This is a genomic window from Clostridium sp. C2-6-12 (genome assembly GCF_009928485.1).
GTDB lineage: Bacteria > Bacillota > Clostridia > Clostridiales > Clostridiaceae > Clostridium.
Genome location: NZ_JAABNP010000001.1, coordinates 275,855 through 299,145 on the forward strand (window position 1 = coordinate 275,855; position 23,291 = coordinate 299,145).

The window sequence follows — 23,291 nt, forward strand, 5'->3', positions numbered from 1 at the left end:
AGTATCCATTTATTAATTATGAATAAATATTTTGGAGGAATAAATATGAAGATTGTAGTAACAGGTGGAGCGGGATTTATTGGTGGAAATTTTGTTCATTATATGCTTAATAAATATGAAGAGTATAAAATAATAGTGGTTGATGCTTTAACTTATGCTGGAAATATGGAAACTTTAGCATCGGTACAAGATAATCCTAATTTTATTTTTTATAAGATTGACATAGCTGATAGAGAAGCAGTATATGATATGTTTGAAAAAGAACACCCTGATATGGTGGTTAATTTTGCAGCTGAAAGTCATGTGGATCGATCAATTGAAAATCCAGAAATATTTTTAAGAACGAATATTATAGGTACAGCTGTACTTATGGATGCTTGTAGAAAATATGGAATAAAGAGATATCATCAAGTATCAACTGATGAAGTATATGGAGATTTACCTATTGATAGACCAGATCTTTTCTTTACAGAAGAAACTCCAATACATACATCGAGTCCATATTCATCAAGTAAAGCATCTGCTGACCTTTTAGTAGGGGCATATCATAGAACATATGGATTGCCAGTTACAATTTCAAGATGTTCTAATAACTATGGCCCATATCATTTTCCAGAAAAATTAATTCCTCTTATGATAGCAAATGCATTAAATGATAAAGAGTTACCTGTGTATGGAACTGGTGAAAATGTACGTGACTGGTTATATGTAGAGGATCATTGCAGTGCAATTGATTTGATTATACATAATGGTAAAGTTGGAGAAGTATACAATATCGGTGGACATAATGAAAGAACTAATTTAGAAGTTGTGAAAACAATCATTCAAGAACTTGGAAAATCAGAAAAGCTTATTAAATATGTTGGAGATAGAAAAGGGCATGATATGCGTTATGCAATAGATCCTGCTAAAATTCATAGGGAACTTGGGTGGCTTCCTACAACGACTTTTGATGAAGGAATAAAAAAGACCATTAAGTGGTATTTAGATAACAAGATTTGGTGGGAACATATTATTAGTGGCGAATATCAAAATTATTATGAGAACATGTATGGAAATAGATAAAACATTATTATGTATATATTTGTGGCTGAAGAAGCGATAATGTAAAGGAGTAAAAAAATGATCTTAGTTACTGGTATTAATGGCCAACTAGGCTTTGATGTTGTAAGAGAGTTAAATAAAAGGAAAATAGAGTGTCTAGGAATTGATAGAGAAGAATTAGACATAACAGATACTAAGTCTGTCGAAGATTATATTTTAAAATTGAAGCCGGATTGTGTTATACATTGTGCTGCATATACAGCGGTAGATAATGCTGAAGATGAAAGCGAAATTTGTTATAGGACAAATGTATTAGGAACAGAAAATATAGCGAAAGCATGCAGAGAAGCAAACGCTAAAATGATATACATATCTACTGATTATGTTTTTGATGGTAAAGGAAATAATTATTTTGAAGTTGATGGAAATATTAATCCTATATCAACTTATGGAAAAACTAAATATGAAGGAGAATTAAAGGTAATAGAAAGCTTGGATAAGTATTTCATAGTTAGGATTTCTTGGGTGTTTGGTGTTAATGGTAATAATTTCGTTAAAACAATGCTTAGATTAGGTGAAGAAAAAGAAAGTATAAACGTTGTATCTGATCAAATAGGAAGTCCAACATATACAGTAGATTTAGCGCTACTTTTATGCAATATGGCTGTATCTAAGAAGTATGGAATCTATCATGCAACAAATGAAGGGATTTGTTCTTGGGCAGACTTTGCAACAGAGATAATGAAAAAAGCAGGGTTAAACTGTAAAATAAGACATGTTGCTAGTAGTGAATATAAAACTAAGGCAATTAGACCATTAAATTCTCGATTATCTAAAAAAAGTTTAGTGGAAGCTGGGTTTGAGTTGTTGCCTAGATGGGAAGATGCTTTAGAGAGATATTTGAGAGAGATAAGAGGATAGGTTTAATTATGAATAAGCGAAAGTTTATAAAACTAATATTGGCAATATTATTAGTTATCATATCGAATATTTTAGTGATTAATTACTGTAATTTAGATGATAGAAGTATAACATTAAGCTATAAAATAGTATCCGATAAACAAGACGTATATCAAGTGTTTTATGGAAAAGATGCATCTTGGAAACAAGAACAATCAGAAAAAATAATTTATAAAGATACAAATAAAGAAGAAAATTTTAGGTTTACAATTCCAAAAGAAACTACGAATTTAAGATTTGAGTTAGGAACCCAACCTTCAAATATAAAGATTAGGGATATTAAGTTATCATATTTAGGTAAGAACATTGAGTTAGACTTGAATCAATTGTTAGATAAAAACAATCAATATCAAATTAAAGTAATGAATAGCGAAAATAAATATCTTAATGTAGAAGCAATAGGAAATGAGCCATATATGGTTTATGAATTAGATTCACAAATAGTTACAGATCTTATGGAAAATAAATATATTATTAATAATATATTAAAAACCTTTTTTTGTATAATTATAGATATATTACTATTAATACTTTTCAAAAAGTCCAAAAGTGTATTATTGTTGATTCAAGAACTTAATAACAATAGGACTCTTATATGGAATTTGTCGAAGAATGATTTTAAAACTAAATATGCAGGTTCGTACTTAGGAATAACTTGGGCATTTGTACAACCCATTGTAACTATATTGGTTTATTGGTTTGTATTTCAATTTGGACTTAGAGCAAGTTCACCATTAGAAGGAGTCCCATTTATACTATGGTTTATGTCAGGTATTGTACCTTGGTTCTTTTTTCAAGAAGCGTTGCTTAATGCTACCAATTGCATGTCAGAATATAATTATCTTGTGAAAAAAGTATTATTTAAAATAAGTATACTTCCAATAGTAAAAATAATATCAGCTTTACTTGTGCATTTGGTATTTATAGGATTTTTATTTTTTGTATGTACAGTATATGGATTCTATCCATCAAAGTATACAATACAAGTAATATACTATTCTTTTTGTACATTTGCTATGGTACTTGCAATATCATATGCTACTTCATCCATAGTAGTATTTTTTAAAGATTTAAGAGAAATAATAAATATAGTATTACAAGTTGGCATGTGGATGACACCAATAATGTGGAGTTATACAATTGTCCCTAAGCAGTTGCAATGGATAGTAAAACTAAATCCTTTAAATTATATAGTAGAAGGATATAGGGATACAATTATAAATCATATTTGGTTTTTTGAAAGGTATTTCCAAACTGTGTGTTTCTGGATAATAACATTAGGACTATTTGCTTTAGGCGCAATGATATTTAAGAAATTAAAACCACATTTTGCAGATGTATTGTAGAGGGAGAGACAAATGTCAGATACAGTAATAAAAGTAGAAAATGTAAGTAAAGTTTATAAATTATATGATAAACCAACAGATAGAATGAAAGAAGCATTAAGCTTAACTAAGAAAAAATATAGTAAAGAACATTATGCATTGAATGATATATCCTTTGAAATAAATGAAGGCGAGATTTTGGGGATTATAGGAACTAATGGCGCAGGTAAATCTACTATATTGAAAATTATTACAGGTGTATTAAATGCAACTAAAGGAAATGTAGAAGTGAATGGTAAAATATCAGCATTATTAGAACTTGGAGCAGGTTTTAATCCAGAATATACTGGGATACAAAATATATATCTTAATGGAACTATGATGGGATATAAAAAAGAAGAAATAGATAAAAAAGTAGAATTAATAGCTGATTTTGCTGAAATAGGGGAATTTATTCATCAGCCCGTTAAAACATATTCAAGTGGTATGTTTGCTAGGCTAGCTTTTTCGGTAGCTGTAAATATAGAACCAGATATACTTATTATAGATGAGGCGCTAGCTGTAGGAGACTTGAAATTTCAACAAAAAGCAATGAGAAAGATGAAAGAGCTTATAAAAAAATCAAAAGCAATATTATTTGTTTCACACGATACAACATCTATTAGAAATTTCTGCTCTAGAACGATATGGTTAATGAATGGAAAAGTATTCAAGGATGGAGATCCTAAGGAAATAACGAGATTGTATGATGATTATATGACACATGGGATAATACCAGAGGAGGATGCAGAAAACTTAATTAAAAAATTTAATGGTAGTATAGGGAATATTACAACTGAAAAGGCTGAGTATATAAATAACATAGAGTGGAGTGACACTTCTAATGGTAACTCAATAGGTGGAAAAGAAGCGTTAATAGAGAAAGTAGCTTTTTATATGAAAAAGCCTTTTAAAAAAGTAGCTGTTTTAGAAAACGAAGATGAACTTGTACTTTTTGTTGATATTATAGCATTTAATGATATAAAAAGGCCTTTGTTAGGAGCTGGAATTTTCAATGATAGAGGGGTACCAATAATACATTTTAATAATTATACACTATCAAAAAAAATAGAAGCTTTTAAATCTGGAAGTAGAATATTATTAAAATTCAATATAAAAATACCTAAGCTAAGAAATGGAAATTATTTTATTGGATTAGGGCTAGATGATGGAGAGTATGGAGAGCATAAGGTAATTCATAGGGTTAATGAAGCTTATAATTTTAAAGTTGCTCGAACAGATAGATTTTCTAAACAACATGGAACTATAATAACAGAAGATTCTAGTATAGATATTATAGAGATATATAAGTGAGGATAGGCATGAATTTAAGAAATTTACTAATCAAGCAAGATAGATTTTGTATAAAAGAAGAATATAAATGCAATAAGTTCTTGACCCCCAAATTAGTTAATGATAAGCCGTCAGATGTTTATGAATTAGCATATTATTTAGCTGAGAAAAGTGGAGTTAAATATATAATTGATATAGGTTTTGGAAGTAGGGTGAATCTAAAGAAATTTGAAAATAAGTATGAAATAATTTGCATAGACAATTATGGTAATGAAACTATTGCGACACAAGATTTAAAAATATCAAAATTTATAGGTATAAATTTTGAAGCAGGGATATCTGATTTAATTGAAAGAGATATTATAGAAAATTCAATAGTTATTTTCTCAAATGTAATAGAAAAATTATGTGATCCCCATAAAATATTAAAATTCTTAAGTGATATAAGTTACATGTGTAAATTTTTGTTGATAACCACTCCTGAAAGAGTTAAATTGAGAGGGATTGGAAGTTCTAAACCGCCATTAGAATCATCAAATATTAGAGAATGGAGTGTTGAAGAATTTTATTCATTATTAAATAAGTATAGATTTAAAGATTTTATGATCGGTTATACAAATAATAATGTGAACTTATATAAAGATACAATTTTAATGCTAACAGGAAAAAATATATATTCAAAACCAGAGAAAAAATTAAAAGTTTTAGCTGTGGTAAATTTATTTAATGAGATTGATATAATAGAAGAAGTAATTACTCATCTTATTAAGGAAGGATTAGATGTTAAGGTTGTTGACAATTGGTCAAATGATGGTTCGTATGAAAAAGTAAAGCAAATTTCAGAAGAAAATCATAGAGTATCCGTTATTAGATTCCCTGATTCACCTCCTGATTTCTATGAATGGGGACAGCTTTTAAAAAATACAGAAAAAATCTCAGGAGAATCGGAATATGATTGGATAATTCATTATGATGCGGATGAAATAAGGATATCACCTTGGAAGAATGTCAATTTGCAAGAGGCTATTTCCTTTATAGATTCTCAGGGATATAATGCTATAGATTTTACTATATTAGATTTTAGACCCATATCTGAGGATAACTATATCTTTAATAATAGCATTGAGAAAAGTTTAACATGCTTTGAATTTGGGAAAAGGCCAGGGCATTTTGTGCAAGTTAAGGCATGGAAAAATCAAAATAATGCAAAAATTGATTTGGCTACTAGTGGAGGGCATGAGGTTCTCTTTGAAAATAGAAAAGTATATCCAATTAAATTTATTACTAAACACTATCCGCTTAGAAATAAAGAACAAGCTTCGAAGAAAATATTTCAAGAAAGAGTAAACAGAATTTCAAATGTTGAAAAAGAAAAAGGATGGCATACACAGTATAATAGTTTTACCAAAGATGATAGCTTTACTTGGAATAGAGATTGTTTAATAGGTTGGAATGATAAATCCTTTTATGAAGAATATATAATTGAAAGAATTAGTGGAATCGGAATAGTAAGGAGAAATTAACAATTTAGATGACGATGTTTAAAAATAGAAATTGAGATTATATATAAAGAAAGGAGAAAGTAATTTGGAAGAAAAAAATAATGTAAAGATGAATTTAAAATATTATTCAGGAGAAGATTATTACAGTGATGGCGATATAGAAAAAGAATTGGTAGAGATTACTAGAAATAATGATGACTTTAGTCAAATCATAAAAGATGATTGTAGGTGGCCTATTTTATATCATTTGTCTCCAATACGAAGAAATTTATTGGAGTGGATGGAATTTGAGAATGATTCGAGTGTTCTTGAAATAGGTGCAGGTTGTGGGGCGCTTACAGGAGTATTTTGTGAAAAGGCAAAGGATGTTATCGCTGTAGAATTGTCTAAAGTTAGAGCTGAAGTTATTTCCAATAGATATAAAAATCATAATAATCTAGAAATAATAGTAGGAAATTTAAACGATATAGATTTTGGTGAAAAAAAGTTTGACTACATTACATTAATAGGTGTACTTGAATATGCAGGTGGATATAGCAATTATTCAGATCCATATTGTGGTTTTTTAGAGCATGTTACAAAACTATTGAAACCAGAAGGAAAACTTATAGTAGCAATTGAAAATAGGTTTGGATTAAAGTATTGGGCTGGAGCACGAGAAGATCATACTGGAAATTTATTTCATAGCATAAAAGGATATGATCAAAACAGCAATGTAAAAACATTTAGTAAAAATGAGTTGATAGAACTATTCAGTAGAGTTGGATTAACATCTTTGGATTTTTATTACCCAATTCCAGATTATAAATTGCCAATGCAAATATTTTCCGATGAGTTTATGCCAAGAGTTGGAGATGTAACTCACTATTTTCCAAATTATGATACTGATCGTTTGCAGCTATTCGATGAAAAAAGTGTTTATGAAGATATTATTAAAAATAATAAGTTTGATTTCTTTGCTAATTCATTCTTAGTAATATGTAAAAAAGGTGAAGTAATATGAGAGTAAATTATGTAAAATATAACAGAGAAAGATTACCACATTTCCAAATAGAAACAGCAATTTGTGAACAAGATGGTAAATTAGTTGTAACAAAAAGAGCATTAACAGGAAGTGCAGAAGTATACATTAAATCCATATTTTCTAATTATTTGTTATTAAAAGATACATATAAAAATACCAATATTGCGAAGGCTACGCTAAATTCTAATAAAATCATATTTGAATATAAAGAAGGAAAAACATATGATTTATTACTTGTAGATGCAATTTTGGAAAATAATAAAGAAAAGTTTTTTAGGTATATAGATGATTATGTATCTTTTATAAATAACTTAGAAGGTAAGTGCATTAAAGACTTTTATGCCGATCGTTTTTTTAGAGATATTTTTGGAATTTCTTTTGAAGCTAAAAATATTTCTTGTCTTAGTATTGCTAATATAGATATGATTTTTGACAACCTAATAATTGATAGCAACAATAAGTTTAATGTAATTGATTATGAATGGGTATTTCAATTTGAAATACCTACGTCATTCGTAATATTTAGAAGTTTATATGTTTTTTATGCAAGATATAGATGTCAGACTGAGAAAATTGGAATAAGTTTTGATGAAATCTTGGAATATGTAGGAATTACACAAGAAGAAAAAAATATTTTCATTAAAATGGATGAAAGCTTTCAGGAATATGTTCATGGCAAAGAAAAAAAGTATGTTGTTAGTGATAAATATTTAAAGGAAGTTAAGCAAATTCAGGAATTAGAACAAGATGTCAAATCAATGAGTGAAAGTATAAAGGAAAAAGATTCCCTAATAGAAAGATATGGGTATAAAGTAAAAGAATTAAGTGAATGGGGAAACTCATTAGATAAGATTATTAAAGATAAGGAGTCTAAAATAAAAGAATTAAGTGAATGGGGAAACTCATTAGATGAGAGTATTAAAGATAAAGAGTGCAAAATAAATGATTTACAAGAATGGGGTAATTCACTAGATAAAATTATAAAAGAAAAAGATAATAAGTTAAATGAATTGAGTGAATGGGCAAATTCGTTAAATTATAGTTTAAATGAAAAAGAAGAGCAGATTCAGAAGTATGAAAATTCTAATGGTTATAGGATGCTTTTGAAATATTATAAAGTGCGCGATAAATTGTTGAAAATAAGAAGAAGTTCTCCTCTTGTTCCGTCAAATATAAACAGTTTACAAGAGAATGAAAATGTTCAAAAGGATGAAAAAAATAGTTTAGTAAGTATAATTATACCAGTTTATAATAATGCTCAATACTTAGAAAAATGTATTACAAGTGCTTTAGAGCAGAATTATGAGAATATTGAAGTAGTTGTAGTAGATGATTGCTCTACTGATCCGAAAGTATATAATATATTAGATTCATTTACCAATAACTCTAGATTTAAATATTTTAAAAATGATGTTAACAGTGGTATTAGTACTACAATGAATAATGCAATTATAAAAGCGAATGGACAATGGATAGCTTTTCTAGATTGTGATGATTGGTTAGAAAGTAATGCAATAGAAAGGTTAATGGATTGTATATATTCAAAACCAGGCGCTGTTTATGGCTATACTGATAGAGTAAATGAATATCAGGTAGATCAGCGATCTGAAGTTGAGTGCTTTAAGTGTCGACCTACGGAAAATTATTTTAAAGAACTCTTAGTAGGTATGTATACAAGTCACTTAAAGATAATAAATAAAAGTGTATTTGTGAAGATTGGTTTACATGAATCTAGATTTGATGGAGCTCAGGATTATGATATAGCACTAAAAACGGCTTTTCATTTAGGAGATAATGCTTTTGTATATTTATCTGAACCTGTATATCATCACCGTATTCATAATAAGCAAACTACTATCGAATCATCTCAAAAAATAGAAAAGATAGTAAATAAAATTAAAGAAGAATCACTAAAGAGATTAACCATAAGAAATGGGGATTTAGATAAATTAGTTTCATTTGTTATTCTGTCATTTGAGAAAAAAGATATGACGTTAAAATGTATAGAGGCTATTCAAGATACAGTTCGAATTCCTTATGAGATTATAGTTTTTGATAATGCTTCTTCGAAGGAGACTATTGACTTCATAAAAGAATATATAGAACCAATAGCAAATGTAAAGGTCTTTTATTCTAAAGAAAATCTAGGGTGCCCTGGTGGACGAAGACAAGCGATTAAAATGGCAAAAGGAGATTATGTCATAAATTTAGATAATGATATTATTGTAACTAGTGAATGGATAGAAGAATTAATAGTTAGAGCTGACTCAGATGAAAATATTGCAGCAGTTTGTTGTAAAACAGTTTTCCCAAATGAAACAGTTCAATTTAATGGAGGAAGATATCATATTTCAGATGGATTTATATCTTTTTCTCTTATAGATTCGGAAAAAAATGAATCAGATATAGAAACTGCATTATGGCATAAGTGTGATTGGGTACCAGGTGGCGCCACTCTATTTAAAGGGAGTGTTATAGAACATTTAGACTATTCAACAGGTTATATAAATGCTTTTGAAGATAATGATATTTCACTTCAAATTGCCCGTATGGGGTATAAAATGTCAAATTGTCCATCAGCGAAAATATATCATCATCATATAATGTTTAATAGTAAACAGGCAGATTCTGAACAAAATTATATGAGGGCTCGTTATAATAATGAAGGATTTGTGAAATCACTATTAAATTTTTATAAGAGAAATAATCTTATAATTAATGATAGCTATGTTCATAGACTTATGAATATAGAAGGATTAGCTAATGATGAAATTAGAGAAAAAGTAAAAGAGCTTTCGGAAGAAAATTAATTTAGAAGTTTTTATAGGAAAGGGTTTATTATGACGTTTCCAACAAATATAGAAATCGATCAAAAAGAAAAAAAATTAAAAGAAAAGGAACAAGAATTACTCCAAAAAGAAAAGGAATTAGAAAAAAAGGAAGACCAGCTAAAAGAAAGGGAAAATAGTTTAAGTTATTTATTAGAGCTTAATGATAAAAATACTAAAGAACTATTCTCACTTTACAATTCGAAATATTGGAAAATGGTCTTGTTCTATAGAAAAATCAAGGGGAAGTTTACTAAGCTAAGAAAAAATCCAACTATTATATTTAGGAAATTTAAAGATTATTTTAGACATGAAATTAATTTTAAGGTAAAGAATATAAATATTGATACAGATGGTGATAATCCATTAGTTTCCGTTATTATTCCTGTTTATGATAGAACTGATATTTTAAGAGAGAGCATTGAGTCTATTTTAAATCAATCTTTTAGTAATTTTGAATTATTGCTAATATGTGACGGTTCACCAAAAGAAACAATTGAAATAGTTCGATCATATGAGAAGAATCCAAGGATAAGAGCATTCTACTTTAAAAATAATAGTGGAAATGCAGTTCGTGGAAGAAATAAAGGAATTATAGAAGCTAGAGGAAAATATATTGCTTTTCAAGATAGCGATGATACTGCAGAAATTGATAGACTAAAACTTTCAATTTATTATATGCAAGAATATAACGTAGATATTGTTTATGGAGGATGGAGAGCAATTGTAGATGGAACAAGAAAGACTGAAATAAAAAATAATCAGATTGTTTATAGTCCTGATTGCGATTATGAAATGTTACTGAAAATTTGTGTTCCATGCCAAAGTACTGTAATGGCAAGAACAGATGCTTTAAGGGCTGTTGGTGGACTTAAGACAAAAATGAAGTATAGAGAGGATCATGAACTTTGGTTGAGATTAGCGTATAAAGGATATAAGTTCAAATCAATACATAAGGTGTTGACAAATCTAAGACTTCATAACAATAACTTGGAGCTACGTTTTAAAGAAGATGATGAATACTGGAATAAATTAATGCTAGAAGAGCATGAAAATATTGTAAGTATGAAACCCAAAATAGCATATGTAATTCCAGGCTGTGAGATATCAGGAGGAATAGGAGTTGTTTGCCAACATGCTAATAGGCTACTAAAACGAGGATTTGATGTAATATTAATTTCAGTAGATGGAAGTACAGATATAAATTGGTTTCCAAATCAGCAAGTTGAAATTATCACAATTGATAATATTTCATCTAACCTAGATATTGTTATAGCAACTGGTTGGAGCACAGCATATACCATAAAGGATATACCAGCTAAAAGAAAGTTCTATTTTGTTCAATCTGATGAAAGTCGATTTTATGCAAAAGGAAGTAAGCAATATAAAATGGCTATGGCTACATATCAATTAGATTATGAGTATATAACAGAGGCTAAATGGATTCAAGCTTGGTTAAAAGAAAAATTTGATAAAGATTCTTATTATGTGCCAAATGGATTAGATGAAAATATAATTCATAAGGTTGATTCTATTAGTCCTAGGGGAGATAAAATACGAATTTTACTAGAAGGATCAATAAGTATACCATATAAAGGAATGGAAGATGCTTTTAATGTTGTATCTGATATAGATTGTGAAGTATGGTGTGTAAGTTCTTCTGGATTGCCTAAACCTAGCTGGAAATGTGACAGGTTTTTTGAAAAGGTTCCAATGGATAATATGAAGTATATATATTCAAGTTGTGATGTATTACTAAAAATGAGTAGAGTTGAAGGTTTTTTTGGACCTCCATTAGAGATGATGGCTTGTGGTGGAATATGCGTAGTAGGAAAAGTTACTGGGTATGATGAGTACATTTTAGATGGATATAATGCTTTAGTAGTAGAACAAGGCGATGTTTCTGGTGCTAAAAGGGCAGTTGAGAGCTTGATAAATGATTTGGATTTAAGAAAGAAACTTATTGCAAATGGTATTAAGACAGCAAATAAGTGGAAATGGGAATCAAGTATTGATATTTTAGAAAAGATATTTTGCTAAAACAATGATGAGATTTAAAGGTGATCTATATATGAATTTAACAAAAATAAGACTATATAACGTAAAAAGAGGAATTAACTACATAAAAAGATGTGGAATAAAGAACTTTTGGTATAAGGTTTCAGAAAAAATAAATGATAAAACAGAGAAAAACTATAGGTGCATGTTGTCTACAGATGGAATGTATCAAAATATTATGAATGAAGATAATAAGTTTGCATATGAACCTAAAATAAGTATAGTTGTTCCAGTTTTTAATACTCCTAAAAATTTTCTTATGGATTTGATTGAATCAGTATCTAATCAAACATACTCAAATTGGGAATTATGTATATTAGATGGTGGAAGTGATAAAGACTACATAAGACCAGTTTTAAATGATTATGCATCTAAAGATTCGAGAATTAAAATAAAATTCTTAAATGAAAACAAAGGGATATCAGGAAATACTAATGAGGCAATATCCCTTGCGACAGGAGAATATATAGGTTTATTAGATCACGATGATATATTACATGCAAATGCTGTTTTTGAGGTAGTAAAAGTAATAAATAATGAAAAAGCTGACGTTATATATACAGATGAAGATAAAATTTCAGAGGATGGAAAAGAGAGGTTTGAACCACATTTTAAACCAGATTGGTCTCCGGATACATTAAGAAGCTATAATTACATATGTCATTTTTTTGTCTTTAAAAAAAGTCTAATTGACAAGGTTGGCCTATTTAGAAAAGAATTTGATGGAAGCCAAGACTACGATTTTATATTAAGAATAACTGAGGTTGCTTCTAAAATATCGCATATACCTAAAATATTGTATCACTGGCGGATAAATAGGAATTCAACGGCCTATGAGGTTGGAAATAAAGAATATGCAGTATTAGCAGGAAAGAAAGCATTAGAGAGTCACTTGGAACGGATTGGGTTAAGGGGAAATGTTAATTACGGGGAATTTATTGGATCATATAAAATAAATTATGATATAAATGAAAAGTATAAAGTTTCAATAATATTTCAGAATAATGCATTTGATTTAAAAGAATTGGAGAACTATTTAAAAAATGTAATACAAAAGGCTGGGTACAGTAATTATGAAATTATAGTATTGAATAATGGTTATGAAATTAATAATTCTTATGAATTAGAAAAGCTTAATGTGAAAATTATTAATATTAAAGAGGAGTCTTATTCCAAAGTAATTAATTATGGAGTAGAGAGAGCAGAGGGAGACTTTATTCTATTAATAAGTGAAGGCATAGATACTATAACCAATGATTGGCTAAAACTTATGGTATCGTATATTCAGAATAAAAATACTGGTATAGTAGGAATTAAATTTTTATATAAAAATAGAAAAATTAAAAATGCTGGTTTAGCTTTGGAAAAATCCGAAGTTGTTAAAAACTTATATGAAAATATAAATAGAAATTATTATGGATATATGGGACGATTAAAAATAGTGCAAAATTTAAGTGCTATATCTGAAAATTGTGTTTTGTTAAAAAAAGATTTATTTGAAGAGGTAAATGGATTTGATGAAAATATTTCTTCTTATTTAGCCTTTATAGATTTTTGCTTGAAAGCCAGAAGATTAAATAAATTTATAGTATTCATGCCATTTATAGAAGTATGTGATAATAATCCGAATAGCTATAATAAGATAGCTATTTCAGATACTGAGTTTTTTATCAATAAATGGGGGAATGGTCTTCTAGAAAGAGATCGATATTTTAATCTACAATTTATCAAGTGGTGAGGACATATAAAAGGATAAATTATTTAAAACAATAAGTAAATTGCGTGAGGGCATTATGAAAGTATCAATAATAATTCCAAATTATAATGGAAAATGCTATTTGGATATATGTATAGAATCTATTTATAAGCAATCTTTTGATGATTATGAAATTATAATAGTTGATAACAATTCTATAGATGGTAGCTATGAGTATATAAAAAATAAATATAAAGATATAAAAATTATAAGGTTGGAAAAGAATTATGGTTTTAGTAAGGCTGTAAATGAAGGGATTAAAGCATCAAAAAGCGACTACGTAGTTCTTTTAAACAATGATACAGAAGTAAAGGAAGAGTGGCTTCTAAGTTTAGTTAGCTGTATAGAAAAAGATACAAAAATATTCTCCTGTTGCAGTAAGATGATAAGATACAATGAAAAAGATAGAATAGATGATGCTGGAGATGAGTATACGATTTTTGGATGGGCATATAAATGTGGAGATGGAGCAAGTATAAATAAATTTACTAAAGATAGAGAAGTGTTTAGTTGTTGTGCAGGTGCAGCAATTTATAGAAGAGATATATTCAATAAGATTGGTTATTTTGATGAAAGCTTTTTTGCTTACATGGAAGATGTAGATATGAGTTATAGAGCTAGGATATATGGATATAAAAATGTATATGCTGGTAGAGCGCAAGTTTACCATATAGGAAGTGCTACTAGTGGAAGTAGATACAATATTTTTAAAGTTAGGCTTGCAGTAAGAAATAATATCTATGTTATACTAAAAAACATGCCTTTCCTACAAATAATTGTTAATATTCCTTTTTTGGTATTGGGATTTTTTATTAAATACCTTTTCTTCCTAAAAAAAGGAATGGGAAAAGAATATTCACAGGGGTTTATTGAAGGTATAAAAAGCAAAAAGAAAATAGAAAAAGTTAAGTATTCAAATAGAAATATAATCAATTATATAATTATACAGCTTAATTTAATAGTTAATACAATTAAATTAATTATGCTGAAGTTTTAGTTAGAAATTTATTAATAAGGTGGAGTGATATTTATGAAAATTCTTGTTACAGGCGGTGCGGGATTTATAGGTTCAAATACAGTTGATATGTTAATTGATAATGATTTTGAAGTTTGTGTAATTGACAACTTAAGTCATGGGAAAAAAGAAAATATAAATTCTAAAGCTAAGTTTTATAAAGCAGATATAAGGGATGAAGCTATATTTGAGATTTTAAAAAATGAAAAGCCTGATATAGTTATACATAATGCAGCACAAATAAGTGTTCCTAATTCCATTAATGATCCAATTGAAGATGCTAGTATAAACATTATGGGCACAATAAATATTATTGAGGCAGCGCGAACTTGTGGAGTAAAGAAAATAATTTATCCAGCTTCGGCAGCAATTTTCGGAGAACCACAATATTTACCAGTAGATGAAAAACATCCTTTAAATATGATATCTCCATATGGCATAACTAAACATACTGTAGAACATTATCTATATGTATATAAACAACTATACAATATAGACTATACTGTTTTAAGATATTCTAATGTTTATGGACCAAGGCAAGATTCATCAGGAGAAGGCGGAGTTGTTTCTATATTTTGTGAAAAGTTATTAAGAAATGAAGCTCCTAATATATATGGTGACGGTGAGCAAATAAGAGATTTTGTTTATGTCAAAGATGTTGCAAAGGCAAATTTAATAGCTATAAAATCAAATGGAAGTGAAATTTATAATGTATGTACAAATTCAAGAACTACAGTGAATTCTCTATTTTATTGTATAGCTGAGATACTAGGTAAAAATATTAAACCTATATATGCATTGGAAAGAGAAGGCGATATAAAAAATAGTTATATGAGCTATGATAAAATTCAAGAGGAATTAGGATGGAAACCTGAATATAGTCTTGAGAATGGAATTGAGGAAACTTTAAATTACTACAATCAATTATTGTAAATATAAAGGATAAGTTTGGATTTAGTTTTTAGTAATATTTTGGTAAAAACTGAATGCTATTTAAAATGTCCTTTTAAAATTATAAAATTTAATTTAGTTGAAATTAAATTTTATCATGAGTGAAAGCCACTTGCATTTATGTAGACTAATCATTTTTTTGAATTTAATTAATAATAAAGATTTTAAAAGGGGAATAAGAATAATGATTTTTTTAATAAAACAAAAAGAAAAAATATTTATTGGATTATCAATTACAATGCTGTTTATTGCTACTTTTTTCAATATTGCTTTAAAAACCACAGACCTTGAGTGGGCTAAAGATTTTGATTCATTTTCAAATGGAATTATGATTGCCGATATGAATTATAGGGAAAATTATCCGGTTAGCAGTTACTTTCAAGAAGTAGTTTTTCCAGGATTGGTTTTGAAAGATGGAAGAAAAATAGAGTCTGGTCAGGATGTTTACGATGCATATGTAAATAATGAAAAATATGATAGAGAAGACTATAGAATTTATAATTCAAGTTTAACAATTCATAGGTATGTGTACAATTTCTTTAATCAAATATCACCATTTTCAAAAAGCACTAATATAACTATATTTTATATGATTAATGCACTGCTTTTATCTGTTGTTTTAACTATTTTTATTAATTGGCTAAAGAATCACACGAATATAATTATTGGATATATTATATTGGCAATGATAGCTTGTTTTTCGCCATCAATAGCTATGTATGGAATCAATTTATATTGGATAAGTTGGAGTTTATTTTTGCCAATGGTAGTATCTATTTTTATTGTTGAAAGTAAATATTTTGATACTACCAATAAGAAATATTTTTTACCTATGATACTAGCATTTTTAACTTGCATGCTAAAACAGTTATTTTATTTTGAATTTATTTCTACTACTATGATAGCAATGATGATACCTTATATTTTTATGTGTATATATAGAAAATATAAGGTAAGAGAAATCGTAAAAGTATGTGCATATCCAACTATTGGTGCGTTTATGTCTTTTATTGTAGTTAGTGCTATAAAATTCAAGCTATTAATTGCTGAATATTCCTCTGTAGAAACAGCCAAAACAATATTTTTTGATAGTATATTTAGAAGATTAACTGGAGAATCAGACAATGTTAATCCACTAGTTGCAATGTCAGCTAAAGCACCGTATATTGAGGTGATTAAAATCATGGGATCATATCCGGCCTACTATTTTAAAAAAGTTTTTTCTTTATCAAATTTTGGAGTTATAGGTATTATTATATTAATTTCGTTTTATATTCTGTACTTATTTAAGAAAAATAAAATAGAGGGTAACAGTAAATTAGTTGCATTAACTGTTAGTTCATTAGTATCGCTACTAGCACCATTATCATGGTTTATCTTAGCTAAACCACATACTTATATTCATAGAATACATTGTACAATTACTTGGTTTATTCCATTTGTACCATTGGCTACTGTTTTAATATTATATTTTATAAAAATACTATTTACAAATAATATTTCTATTTTTGGTAAAAGCAGTGAAGTAAAATAATGCAATTTTTATTTACGATAAAGTTTTAATTCAAAAATTATTTCGAAATTAATTACTATGTATATTTTTAATTTTATACTATAATTACTTATAGTAATTAGGAATGAAAAAATATTCACATTTAAAATTAAAGAAGTGTTTATTTTAGAAGTTGTAATTTACTTTTTATATAGTAATAATTTTGATGATTTTATATGACTTAATTTAAAGGAGCGTTTTATATGAATAATGCAATTTTAGTAGGATATACAGGTTTTGTAGGTTCTAATTTGGTAAATATGTGTAATTTTAAAGGGAAATATAATTCGAAGAATATAGAAGATGCATTTGAATCTAATCCAGATTTATTAATCTATGCAGGAGTTAAAGCAGAAAAATTTTTGGCTAATAAAGAACCAGAAAAAGATTATGAAATAATTAAGAATGCATTTAATAATATAAAAAAAATAAATCCTAAACATATAGTACTAATTTCGACGATTGATGTATATAAGAATCCCGTAGATGTAGATGAAAGTACAGAAATTGATACAAGTAATTTGCACCCTTATGGCTATAATAGATATGAACTTGAGAAAATGGTATCTGAAAACTTTGAAAATCATACTATAATTAGGTTACCAGGCTTATTTGGGAAAAATTTAAAGAAGAATTTTATTTATGATTTAATTAATATTATTCCTACAATGCTCAATAAAGAAAAATTTATGCAATTATGTGATAAGAATAATCTTATAAAAGAGTATTATATTAAGCAAGAAAATGATTTTTATGAATGTAAAGATATAACACAGTCAGAAAAGATTAAGCTAAAAGATTATTTTAATAATATTGGTTTTTCAGCATTGAATTTTACTGATAGTAGAGGTTGTTTTCAATTTTATAATTTAGAATATCTTTATCAGCATATTGATATAGCTATTAAAAATAACGTTAGATTATTAAACTTAGCTGTAGAACCTCTTACAGTTAATGAAATTTATGAAGCAATTATGGGGATTAAATTTGAGAATGAAATATCTAAGATTGTTCCGAATTATAATTATAAGACAAAATATAGTGAAATTTTTGATGGAAGTAATGGATATATTTTTAATAAAGATTTTGTTTTGAAAGAAATAATTAATTTTGTGAATGAGGAAAAAATAAAAAAGTAAATTATTTATAGGTTATATTCATTATAAAAATGTTTTAGATTACTAATATTATGGAAAAGAGGGAAAGTAGATGCGATTGTCAATTTCAAATATAGCATGGACATCAGAAAATGATTGTGAAATGTATGATTATATAAAAAATATTGGATTTGAGGGTATTGAAATTGCTCCAACAAGAATATTTCAAAATGAACCATATAATAATTTGGAGATGGCAAAAAAATATGCTATTCAATTAAAACAAAATTATGGACTGGCAATTTCTTCAATGCAATCAATATGGTATGGAAGAACAGAGAAGATTTTTGGATCGAATGAAGAAAGAAAGGTTTTAGCAAACTACACCAGGAAAGCAATTGATTTTGCAAGTAGTATGAATTGCAAAAATGTGGTATTTGGATGCCCTAAAAATAGAATTAGCGAAAATGCAAATGACATGGAAATAGCAATATCTTTTTTTAAAGAATTAGGTGAGTATGCAAAAGAAAAAAAAACGGTTATATCTATGGAACCTAATCCTGTAATATATAATACAAACTTTATAAATTATACTTCTGAAGCATTTCAAATTTCAAGAATAGTTAATAGTGATTCATTTAAAGTAAATATTGATTTAGGAACTGTAATTTATAACAATGAAGCGATTTCAATGATATCTGATAATATTGATTTAGTAAATCATGTTCATATTAGTGAACCTAATTTAGCGTTAATAGAAAAGAGGAAACTTCATGTTGAACTGGCTAATATACTAAGGCAAGTGAAATATGATAAATTTGTTTCGATAGAAATGGGAAAACGCGAAAACTTAGATGAAATAAAACAGACCATTAAATATATTAAAGAGGTGTTTTCATGATTTATGAAGGGATAACTGGTGTTCCGAAATTTGAATGTAATGAATATTATCCTAAAAAAGCGAAATATTGTGTATGTATACCAATTATTAATGAAGGGGAAAGAATAATTAAGGAACTTGAACGTGCTAATAAATATAATATACACAACTTAGTAGATATTATTGTTTGTGATGGCGGGTCAACAGACGGATGTACTGCATCAGATAAATTAATAAAATTGGGAGTAAATACGCTTTTGACAAAGAAAGATATAGGTAAACAAGGTGCCCAATTGAGAATGGGATTTTGGTGGGCTTTGGAACGGGGATATGATGGTATTATCACAGTTGATGGTAATAATAAGGATAGTATTGAGGATATTCCTAAGTTTATTGAAAAACTTGAACAAGGGTATGACTTTATTCAAGGATCTAGATTTATTAAGGGTGGCAAAGCTATAAATACTCCATTAATTCGCCATATATCCGTAATGCTTATTCATGCTCCAATAATATCTTTGACAGCGAAACATAGATTTACTGATACGACAAATGCATATAGAGCACATTCAAGAAAATACTTAACTGATCTCAAAGTTAAGCCTTTTAGAGATATATTTATGACATATGAATTGCTTGCATATCTATCAACAAGAGCTACTCAAATAGGATTAAAAGTTTGCGAGGTTGCAGTTACAAGAGAATATCCTAAAACCGGTAAGATACCTACTAAAATTAGTTTTTTAAAAGGAAATTGTGAGTTGCTTAAGATTTTATTTAAGAATTTGAGAGGCGATTATAATGTAGAATAAAGCATAGTAAATTATTTGTTATAATCTTTATTTACATTAATATTGTGCTTTTTGCTAGCAAATTTTAAATTTAAAGGAGATACTTTAAAATGGTTTATACAAAGATAGTATTAGGTGCAGGGTTATATGGTTTATACTCAGCACTTTTTTGTGGAAAACGTGGAGAAAAAATATTAGTATTGGAGCATGATTCAGCACCATTTAAAAGAGCAACGTATATAAATCAAGCACGTGTTCATATGGGTTACCATTATCCACGGTCATATTCAACAGCTATAAAATCTGCTCATTACTTCGATAGATTTATGGAAGATTACGCATTTTGTGTATTAACTGAATTTGAAAAGGTATATGCAACTTCTGCTAACTTTTCTTGGACAAGTTCAGAACAGTTTATGAAGTTTTGTAAAGCGGCTAATATTCATTGTGAAGATATTAATCCATCAAAATATTTTAATGATAGAATGTGTGACGGCGCATTTTTGACTAAAGAATATACATATGATGCCAATATTTTAAAGGAATATTTTTTAAGTGAGTTACAAAAATATCCCAATGTGCAAATTAAATATGATGTAAAAATAAGGGATATTAATCAAGCTGAAACACATTTTGATATAATATTAGAGAATGGAGAAAATTATTCAACAGATTTTTTACTTAATGCGACTTATGCATCTTGTAATCAAATACTTAATAAACTTGGATATGAGCCATTTAAAATAAAGTATGAATTATGCGAAATAATATTATGTAAGGTTTCGGATAAATTGAAAAATGTTGGAATTACAGTTATGGATGGACCATTTTTTTCAATAATGCCATTTGGTAAAACTGGTTATCATTCATTGACATCAGTAACTTTTACACCGCATATGACAAGTTATGATAGTCTCCCAAAATTTGAGTGTCAGGAAAAAAGTAATGGGTTTTGTTCACCTGAGCAGTTAGGTAACTGTAATGAGTGTCCAGCAAAACCACAAAGTGCCTGGACTTATATGTCAAATATGGCTAAAAAGTATTTGAAAGAAGAATATGAATTTGAATATGCAAGTTCATTATTCTCTATGAAGCCTATTTTAAAAGCTTCGGAAATCGATGATTCTCGTCCAACAGTTATTAAACAATATTCATCAATTCCGAGGTTTATCAGTGTTCTTTCAGGAAAAATAAATACAGTTTATGATTTAGATGAGGTGCTTACGAATGGTAACAAATAAAGAAAAGAATTTTATTTCAGTTGTATTTTATATTAGAAATATTGAAAAGCAAATAATTGATATTTTACAAAAAGTAAATACAGTGCTTGATAATAATTTTGAAAAGTACGAAATAATTTGTGTAAATGACTTTTCTACAGATAAAAGTGTAGAAAAAATAAAAGCTTTTGCTAACACAGTGAATGGAGCAGTTATCAGTATATTGAATATGAGTTATTACCAAGGAATGGAATTGTCTATGAATGCAGGAGTTGATTTAGCTATTGGTGATTTTGTTTTTGAATTTGATAATATAGAAATTGATTATCCAATAGAGACTATCATGGCAGTTTATTATCAATCATTAAAAGGATTTGATATTGTAAGTGCATCGGCGCAGAAGCCTATGAAAAAGACCTCAATTTTATTCTATAATATTTTTAATGGATATTCAAATAATCCGAATAAATTAAAAACTGAAACATTTAGAATCTTGTCAAGAAGGGCAATTAATAGAGTTCAATCTATGAATAAGACTATTCCTTATAGGAAAGCAATTTATGCAAATTGTGGATTGAAAATAGATACGTTTTATTATGAAAGTAATATGAAGAAAAATATTGATAGAGATGATGGAAATATTAGAAAAAATATAGCTATAGAATCATTAATTTTATTTACTGATATTGCATATAAAGCTGCAATTTTTATGACGTTTTTAATGATAATTGGTATAGTATTAGTTGGTATTTATACAGTATTTATTTTTGCAAGTCAACAGCCTGTGGCTGGTTGGACAACAACAATGTTATTTTTGGCAATTGGATTTTTTGGTGTATTTTCAATTTTAGCTGTTGTTATTAAATATCTTTCAATTATTATAGATTTGATTTTCAAAAAGCAAAAGTATATGATTGAATCAATTGAAAAGTTAACAAAATAGGAGTAAATATGTTAGAGTCATTGAGCAAAAATAAGGTTGGAATTATGCTAATGTGCATATCGTCTATATGTGTGTGCATTGGACAGTTACTGTGGAAGTTATCATCCAATAAAGGAATATTAATTCTGTTATTAGGATTTGTTTTTTATATTATAGGTGCAGGAGTTATGCTTATTGCATACAAATTCGGTAGTTTGTCTGTTTTACAACCAATGTTAAGTCTAAATTATGTGCTAAGCATGATATTAGCAGCAACAATTTTAAAAGAAGAAATAACATTAATAAAAATCATTGGTGTTTTAGTTATTATAATAGGTGTGGCTTTGATAGGAGGTGGTGACGATTAAAATGTTATTTTTTATTTTACTTATAATAATGACTATGATGGGAGCTGTTGCTGCTTTATTTTTAAAAAAAGCTTCAGAATTTAAATCTCTAAAACATTTAGCTTTTAACAAGAATTTATATATTGGTGGAGGATTGTATTTTTTATCAGCCATATTAAATATATATATATTAAGATCTTTAGAGTATTCTATTGTGTTGCCATTAACTTCAATAACTTATATTTGGACTATGATCATATCATATTTTATTTTAAAAGAAAAAGTAACTACCAAAAAGATTTTTGGAATTATTTTTATTTTTTTTGGTGCACTATTAATTACTATAAAGTGATACACAATTTCGGTGTACAAACATATGAAAGTCTAATTACTGACTGAATATATATAGGCATTTAAAATATTATGATAAAAAACAGCAAAAATAAGCACAATAATGTATTCCTATTTAGTAATAAAAATTTAAATTAATAATTGTATAGTTCAAAAAGCAATTCGATTATATTTATTCTATAACTAGATTTTGTAAAAAAAGTAAGAAGCCTACAGTGTTAAATAGGATAATTTCAGTAGATAGTTAGTATGTAAAGATTCTATGTTCAAAGTTATCTATAAGTGAAACTGTAGGAAGGTAGGTGACACAAATTCGAAAACTTAAATATGAAGGAT

General features: G+C 27.7%; 19 protein-coding genes. All 19 read left to right on the plus strand.

What is annotated here, in order from left to right; genetic code table 11:
- Positions 1-45 precede the first annotated feature (45 nt).
- The 19 genes from rfbB (at position 46) to GXK56_RS01285 (ending at position 22,956) form a co-directional block, all read left to right on the plus strand.
- Positions 46-1,065, plus strand: a complete 1,020-nt coding sequence (gene rfbB, locus GXK56_RS01195) for a dTDP-glucose 4,6-dehydratase (protein ID WP_160683783.1) — start codon at positions 46-48, stop codon at positions 1,063-1,065.
- A gap of 57 nt (positions 1,066-1,122) precedes the next feature.
- Positions 1,123-1,965, plus strand: coding sequence for a dTDP-4-dehydrorhamnose reductase (rfbD, locus tag GXK56_RS01200; protein WP_160683786.1), 843 nt, complete (start codon positions 1,123-1,125; stop codon positions 1,963-1,965).
- Between the two features lie 8 nt (positions 1,966-1,973).
- A complete protein-coding gene (locus tag GXK56_RS01205) occupies positions 1,974-3,350 on the plus strand; it encodes an ABC transporter permease (protein WP_160683788.1) in 1,377 nt (458 codons plus the stop codon).
- 12 nt (positions 3,351-3,362) lie between these two features.
- A complete protein-coding gene (locus tag GXK56_RS01210; protein ID WP_160683791.1) occupies positions 3,363-4,682 on the plus strand; it encodes an ABC transporter ATP-binding protein in 1,320 nt (439 codons plus the stop codon).
- 8 nt (positions 4,683-4,690) lie between these two features.
- The gene (locus GXK56_RS01215) at positions 4,691-6,184 is read left to right on the plus strand and encodes a glycosyltransferase family 2 protein (protein ID WP_160683794.1); all 1,494 of its coding nucleotides are present in this window, start codon (positions 4,691-4,693) and stop codon (positions 6,182-6,184) included.
- Positions 6,185-6,248: 64 nt separating this feature from the next.
- The gene (locus tag GXK56_RS01220; RefSeq protein WP_243155975.1) at positions 6,249-7,166 is read left to right on the plus strand and encodes a class I SAM-dependent methyltransferase; all 918 of its coding nucleotides are present in this window, start codon (positions 6,249-6,251) and stop codon (positions 7,164-7,166) included.
- Positions 7,163-9,997: a glycosyltransferase gene (locus GXK56_RS01225; RefSeq protein WP_160683797.1), complete on the plus strand. Its 2,835-nt coding sequence runs from the start codon at positions 7,163-7,165 to the stop codon at positions 9,995-9,997. Before GXK56_RS01220 ends, GXK56_RS01225 begins: the two co-directional genes overlap by 4 nt.
- Before the next feature lie 30 nt (positions 9,998-10,027).
- The gene (locus GXK56_RS01230; protein ID WP_160683800.1) at positions 10,028-12,055 is read left to right on the plus strand and encodes a glycosyltransferase; all 2,028 of its coding nucleotides are present in this window, start codon (positions 10,028-10,030) and stop codon (positions 12,053-12,055) included.
- Between the two features lie 31 nt (positions 12,056-12,086).
- A complete protein-coding gene (locus GXK56_RS01235) occupies positions 12,087-13,811 on the plus strand; it encodes a glycosyltransferase (RefSeq protein ID WP_160683803.1) in 1,725 nt (574 codons plus the stop codon).
- Positions 13,812-13,866: 55 nt separating this feature from the next.
- Positions 13,867-14,826 carry a glycosyltransferase family 2 protein gene (locus tag GXK56_RS01240; protein WP_347707924.1) on the plus strand — a complete coding sequence of 320 codons (960 nt, stop codon included), beginning with the start codon at positions 13,867-13,869 and terminating at the stop codon, positions 14,824-14,826.
- A gap of 33 nt (positions 14,827-14,859) precedes the next feature.
- On the plus strand, positions 14,860-15,777 hold the full coding sequence (locus GXK56_RS01245) for an SDR family oxidoreductase (RefSeq protein WP_160683806.1): 918 nt from the start codon (positions 14,860-14,862) through the stop codon (positions 15,775-15,777).
- A 202-nt stretch (positions 15,778-15,979) separates the two neighbouring features.
- Entirely contained in the window at positions 15,980-17,329 is a 1,350-nt protein-coding gene (locus GXK56_RS01250) for a hypothetical protein (RefSeq protein ID WP_160683809.1), read from the plus strand.
- Between the two features lie 221 nt (positions 17,330-17,550).
- Positions 17,551-18,486 (plus strand): sugar nucleotide-binding protein, encoded by a 936-nt coding sequence (locus GXK56_RS01255; RefSeq protein WP_160683812.1) that lies wholly within the window; start codon positions 17,551-17,553, stop codon positions 18,484-18,486.
- A 70-nt stretch (positions 18,487-18,556) separates the two neighbouring features.
- Positions 18,557-19,345, plus strand: coding sequence for a sugar phosphate isomerase/epimerase family protein (locus GXK56_RS01260; RefSeq protein WP_160683815.1), 789 nt, complete (start codon positions 18,557-18,559; stop codon positions 19,343-19,345).
- The gene (locus tag GXK56_RS01265) at positions 19,342-20,136 is read left to right on the plus strand and encodes a glycosyltransferase family 2 protein (RefSeq protein ID WP_160683818.1); all 795 of its coding nucleotides are present in this window, start codon (positions 19,342-19,344) and stop codon (positions 20,134-20,136) included. The genes GXK56_RS01260 and GXK56_RS01265 overlap by 4 nt, the downstream gene beginning before the upstream one ends.
- Positions 20,137-20,225: 89 nt before the next feature.
- On the plus strand, positions 20,226-21,356 hold the full coding sequence (locus GXK56_RS01270) for an FAD-dependent oxidoreductase (RefSeq protein ID WP_160683821.1): 1,131 nt from the start codon (positions 20,226-20,228) through the stop codon (positions 21,354-21,356).
- Positions 21,343-22,278 carry a glycosyltransferase gene (locus GXK56_RS01275; protein ID WP_160683824.1) on the plus strand — a complete coding sequence of 312 codons (936 nt, stop codon included), beginning with the start codon at positions 21,343-21,345 and terminating at the stop codon, positions 22,276-22,278. Before GXK56_RS01270 ends, GXK56_RS01275 begins: the two co-directional genes overlap by 14 nt.
- Before the next feature lie 8 nt (positions 22,279-22,286).
- On the plus strand, positions 22,287-22,625 hold the full coding sequence (locus GXK56_RS01280; RefSeq protein WP_202127799.1) for an EamA family transporter: 339 nt from the start codon (positions 22,287-22,289) through the stop codon (positions 22,623-22,625).
- Position 22,626: 1 nt separating this feature from the next.
- Positions 22,627-22,956 (plus strand): EamA family transporter, encoded by a 330-nt coding sequence (locus GXK56_RS01285; protein WP_160683827.1) that lies wholly within the window; start codon positions 22,627-22,629, stop codon positions 22,954-22,956.
- Positions 22,957-23,291 lie beyond the last annotated feature (335 nt).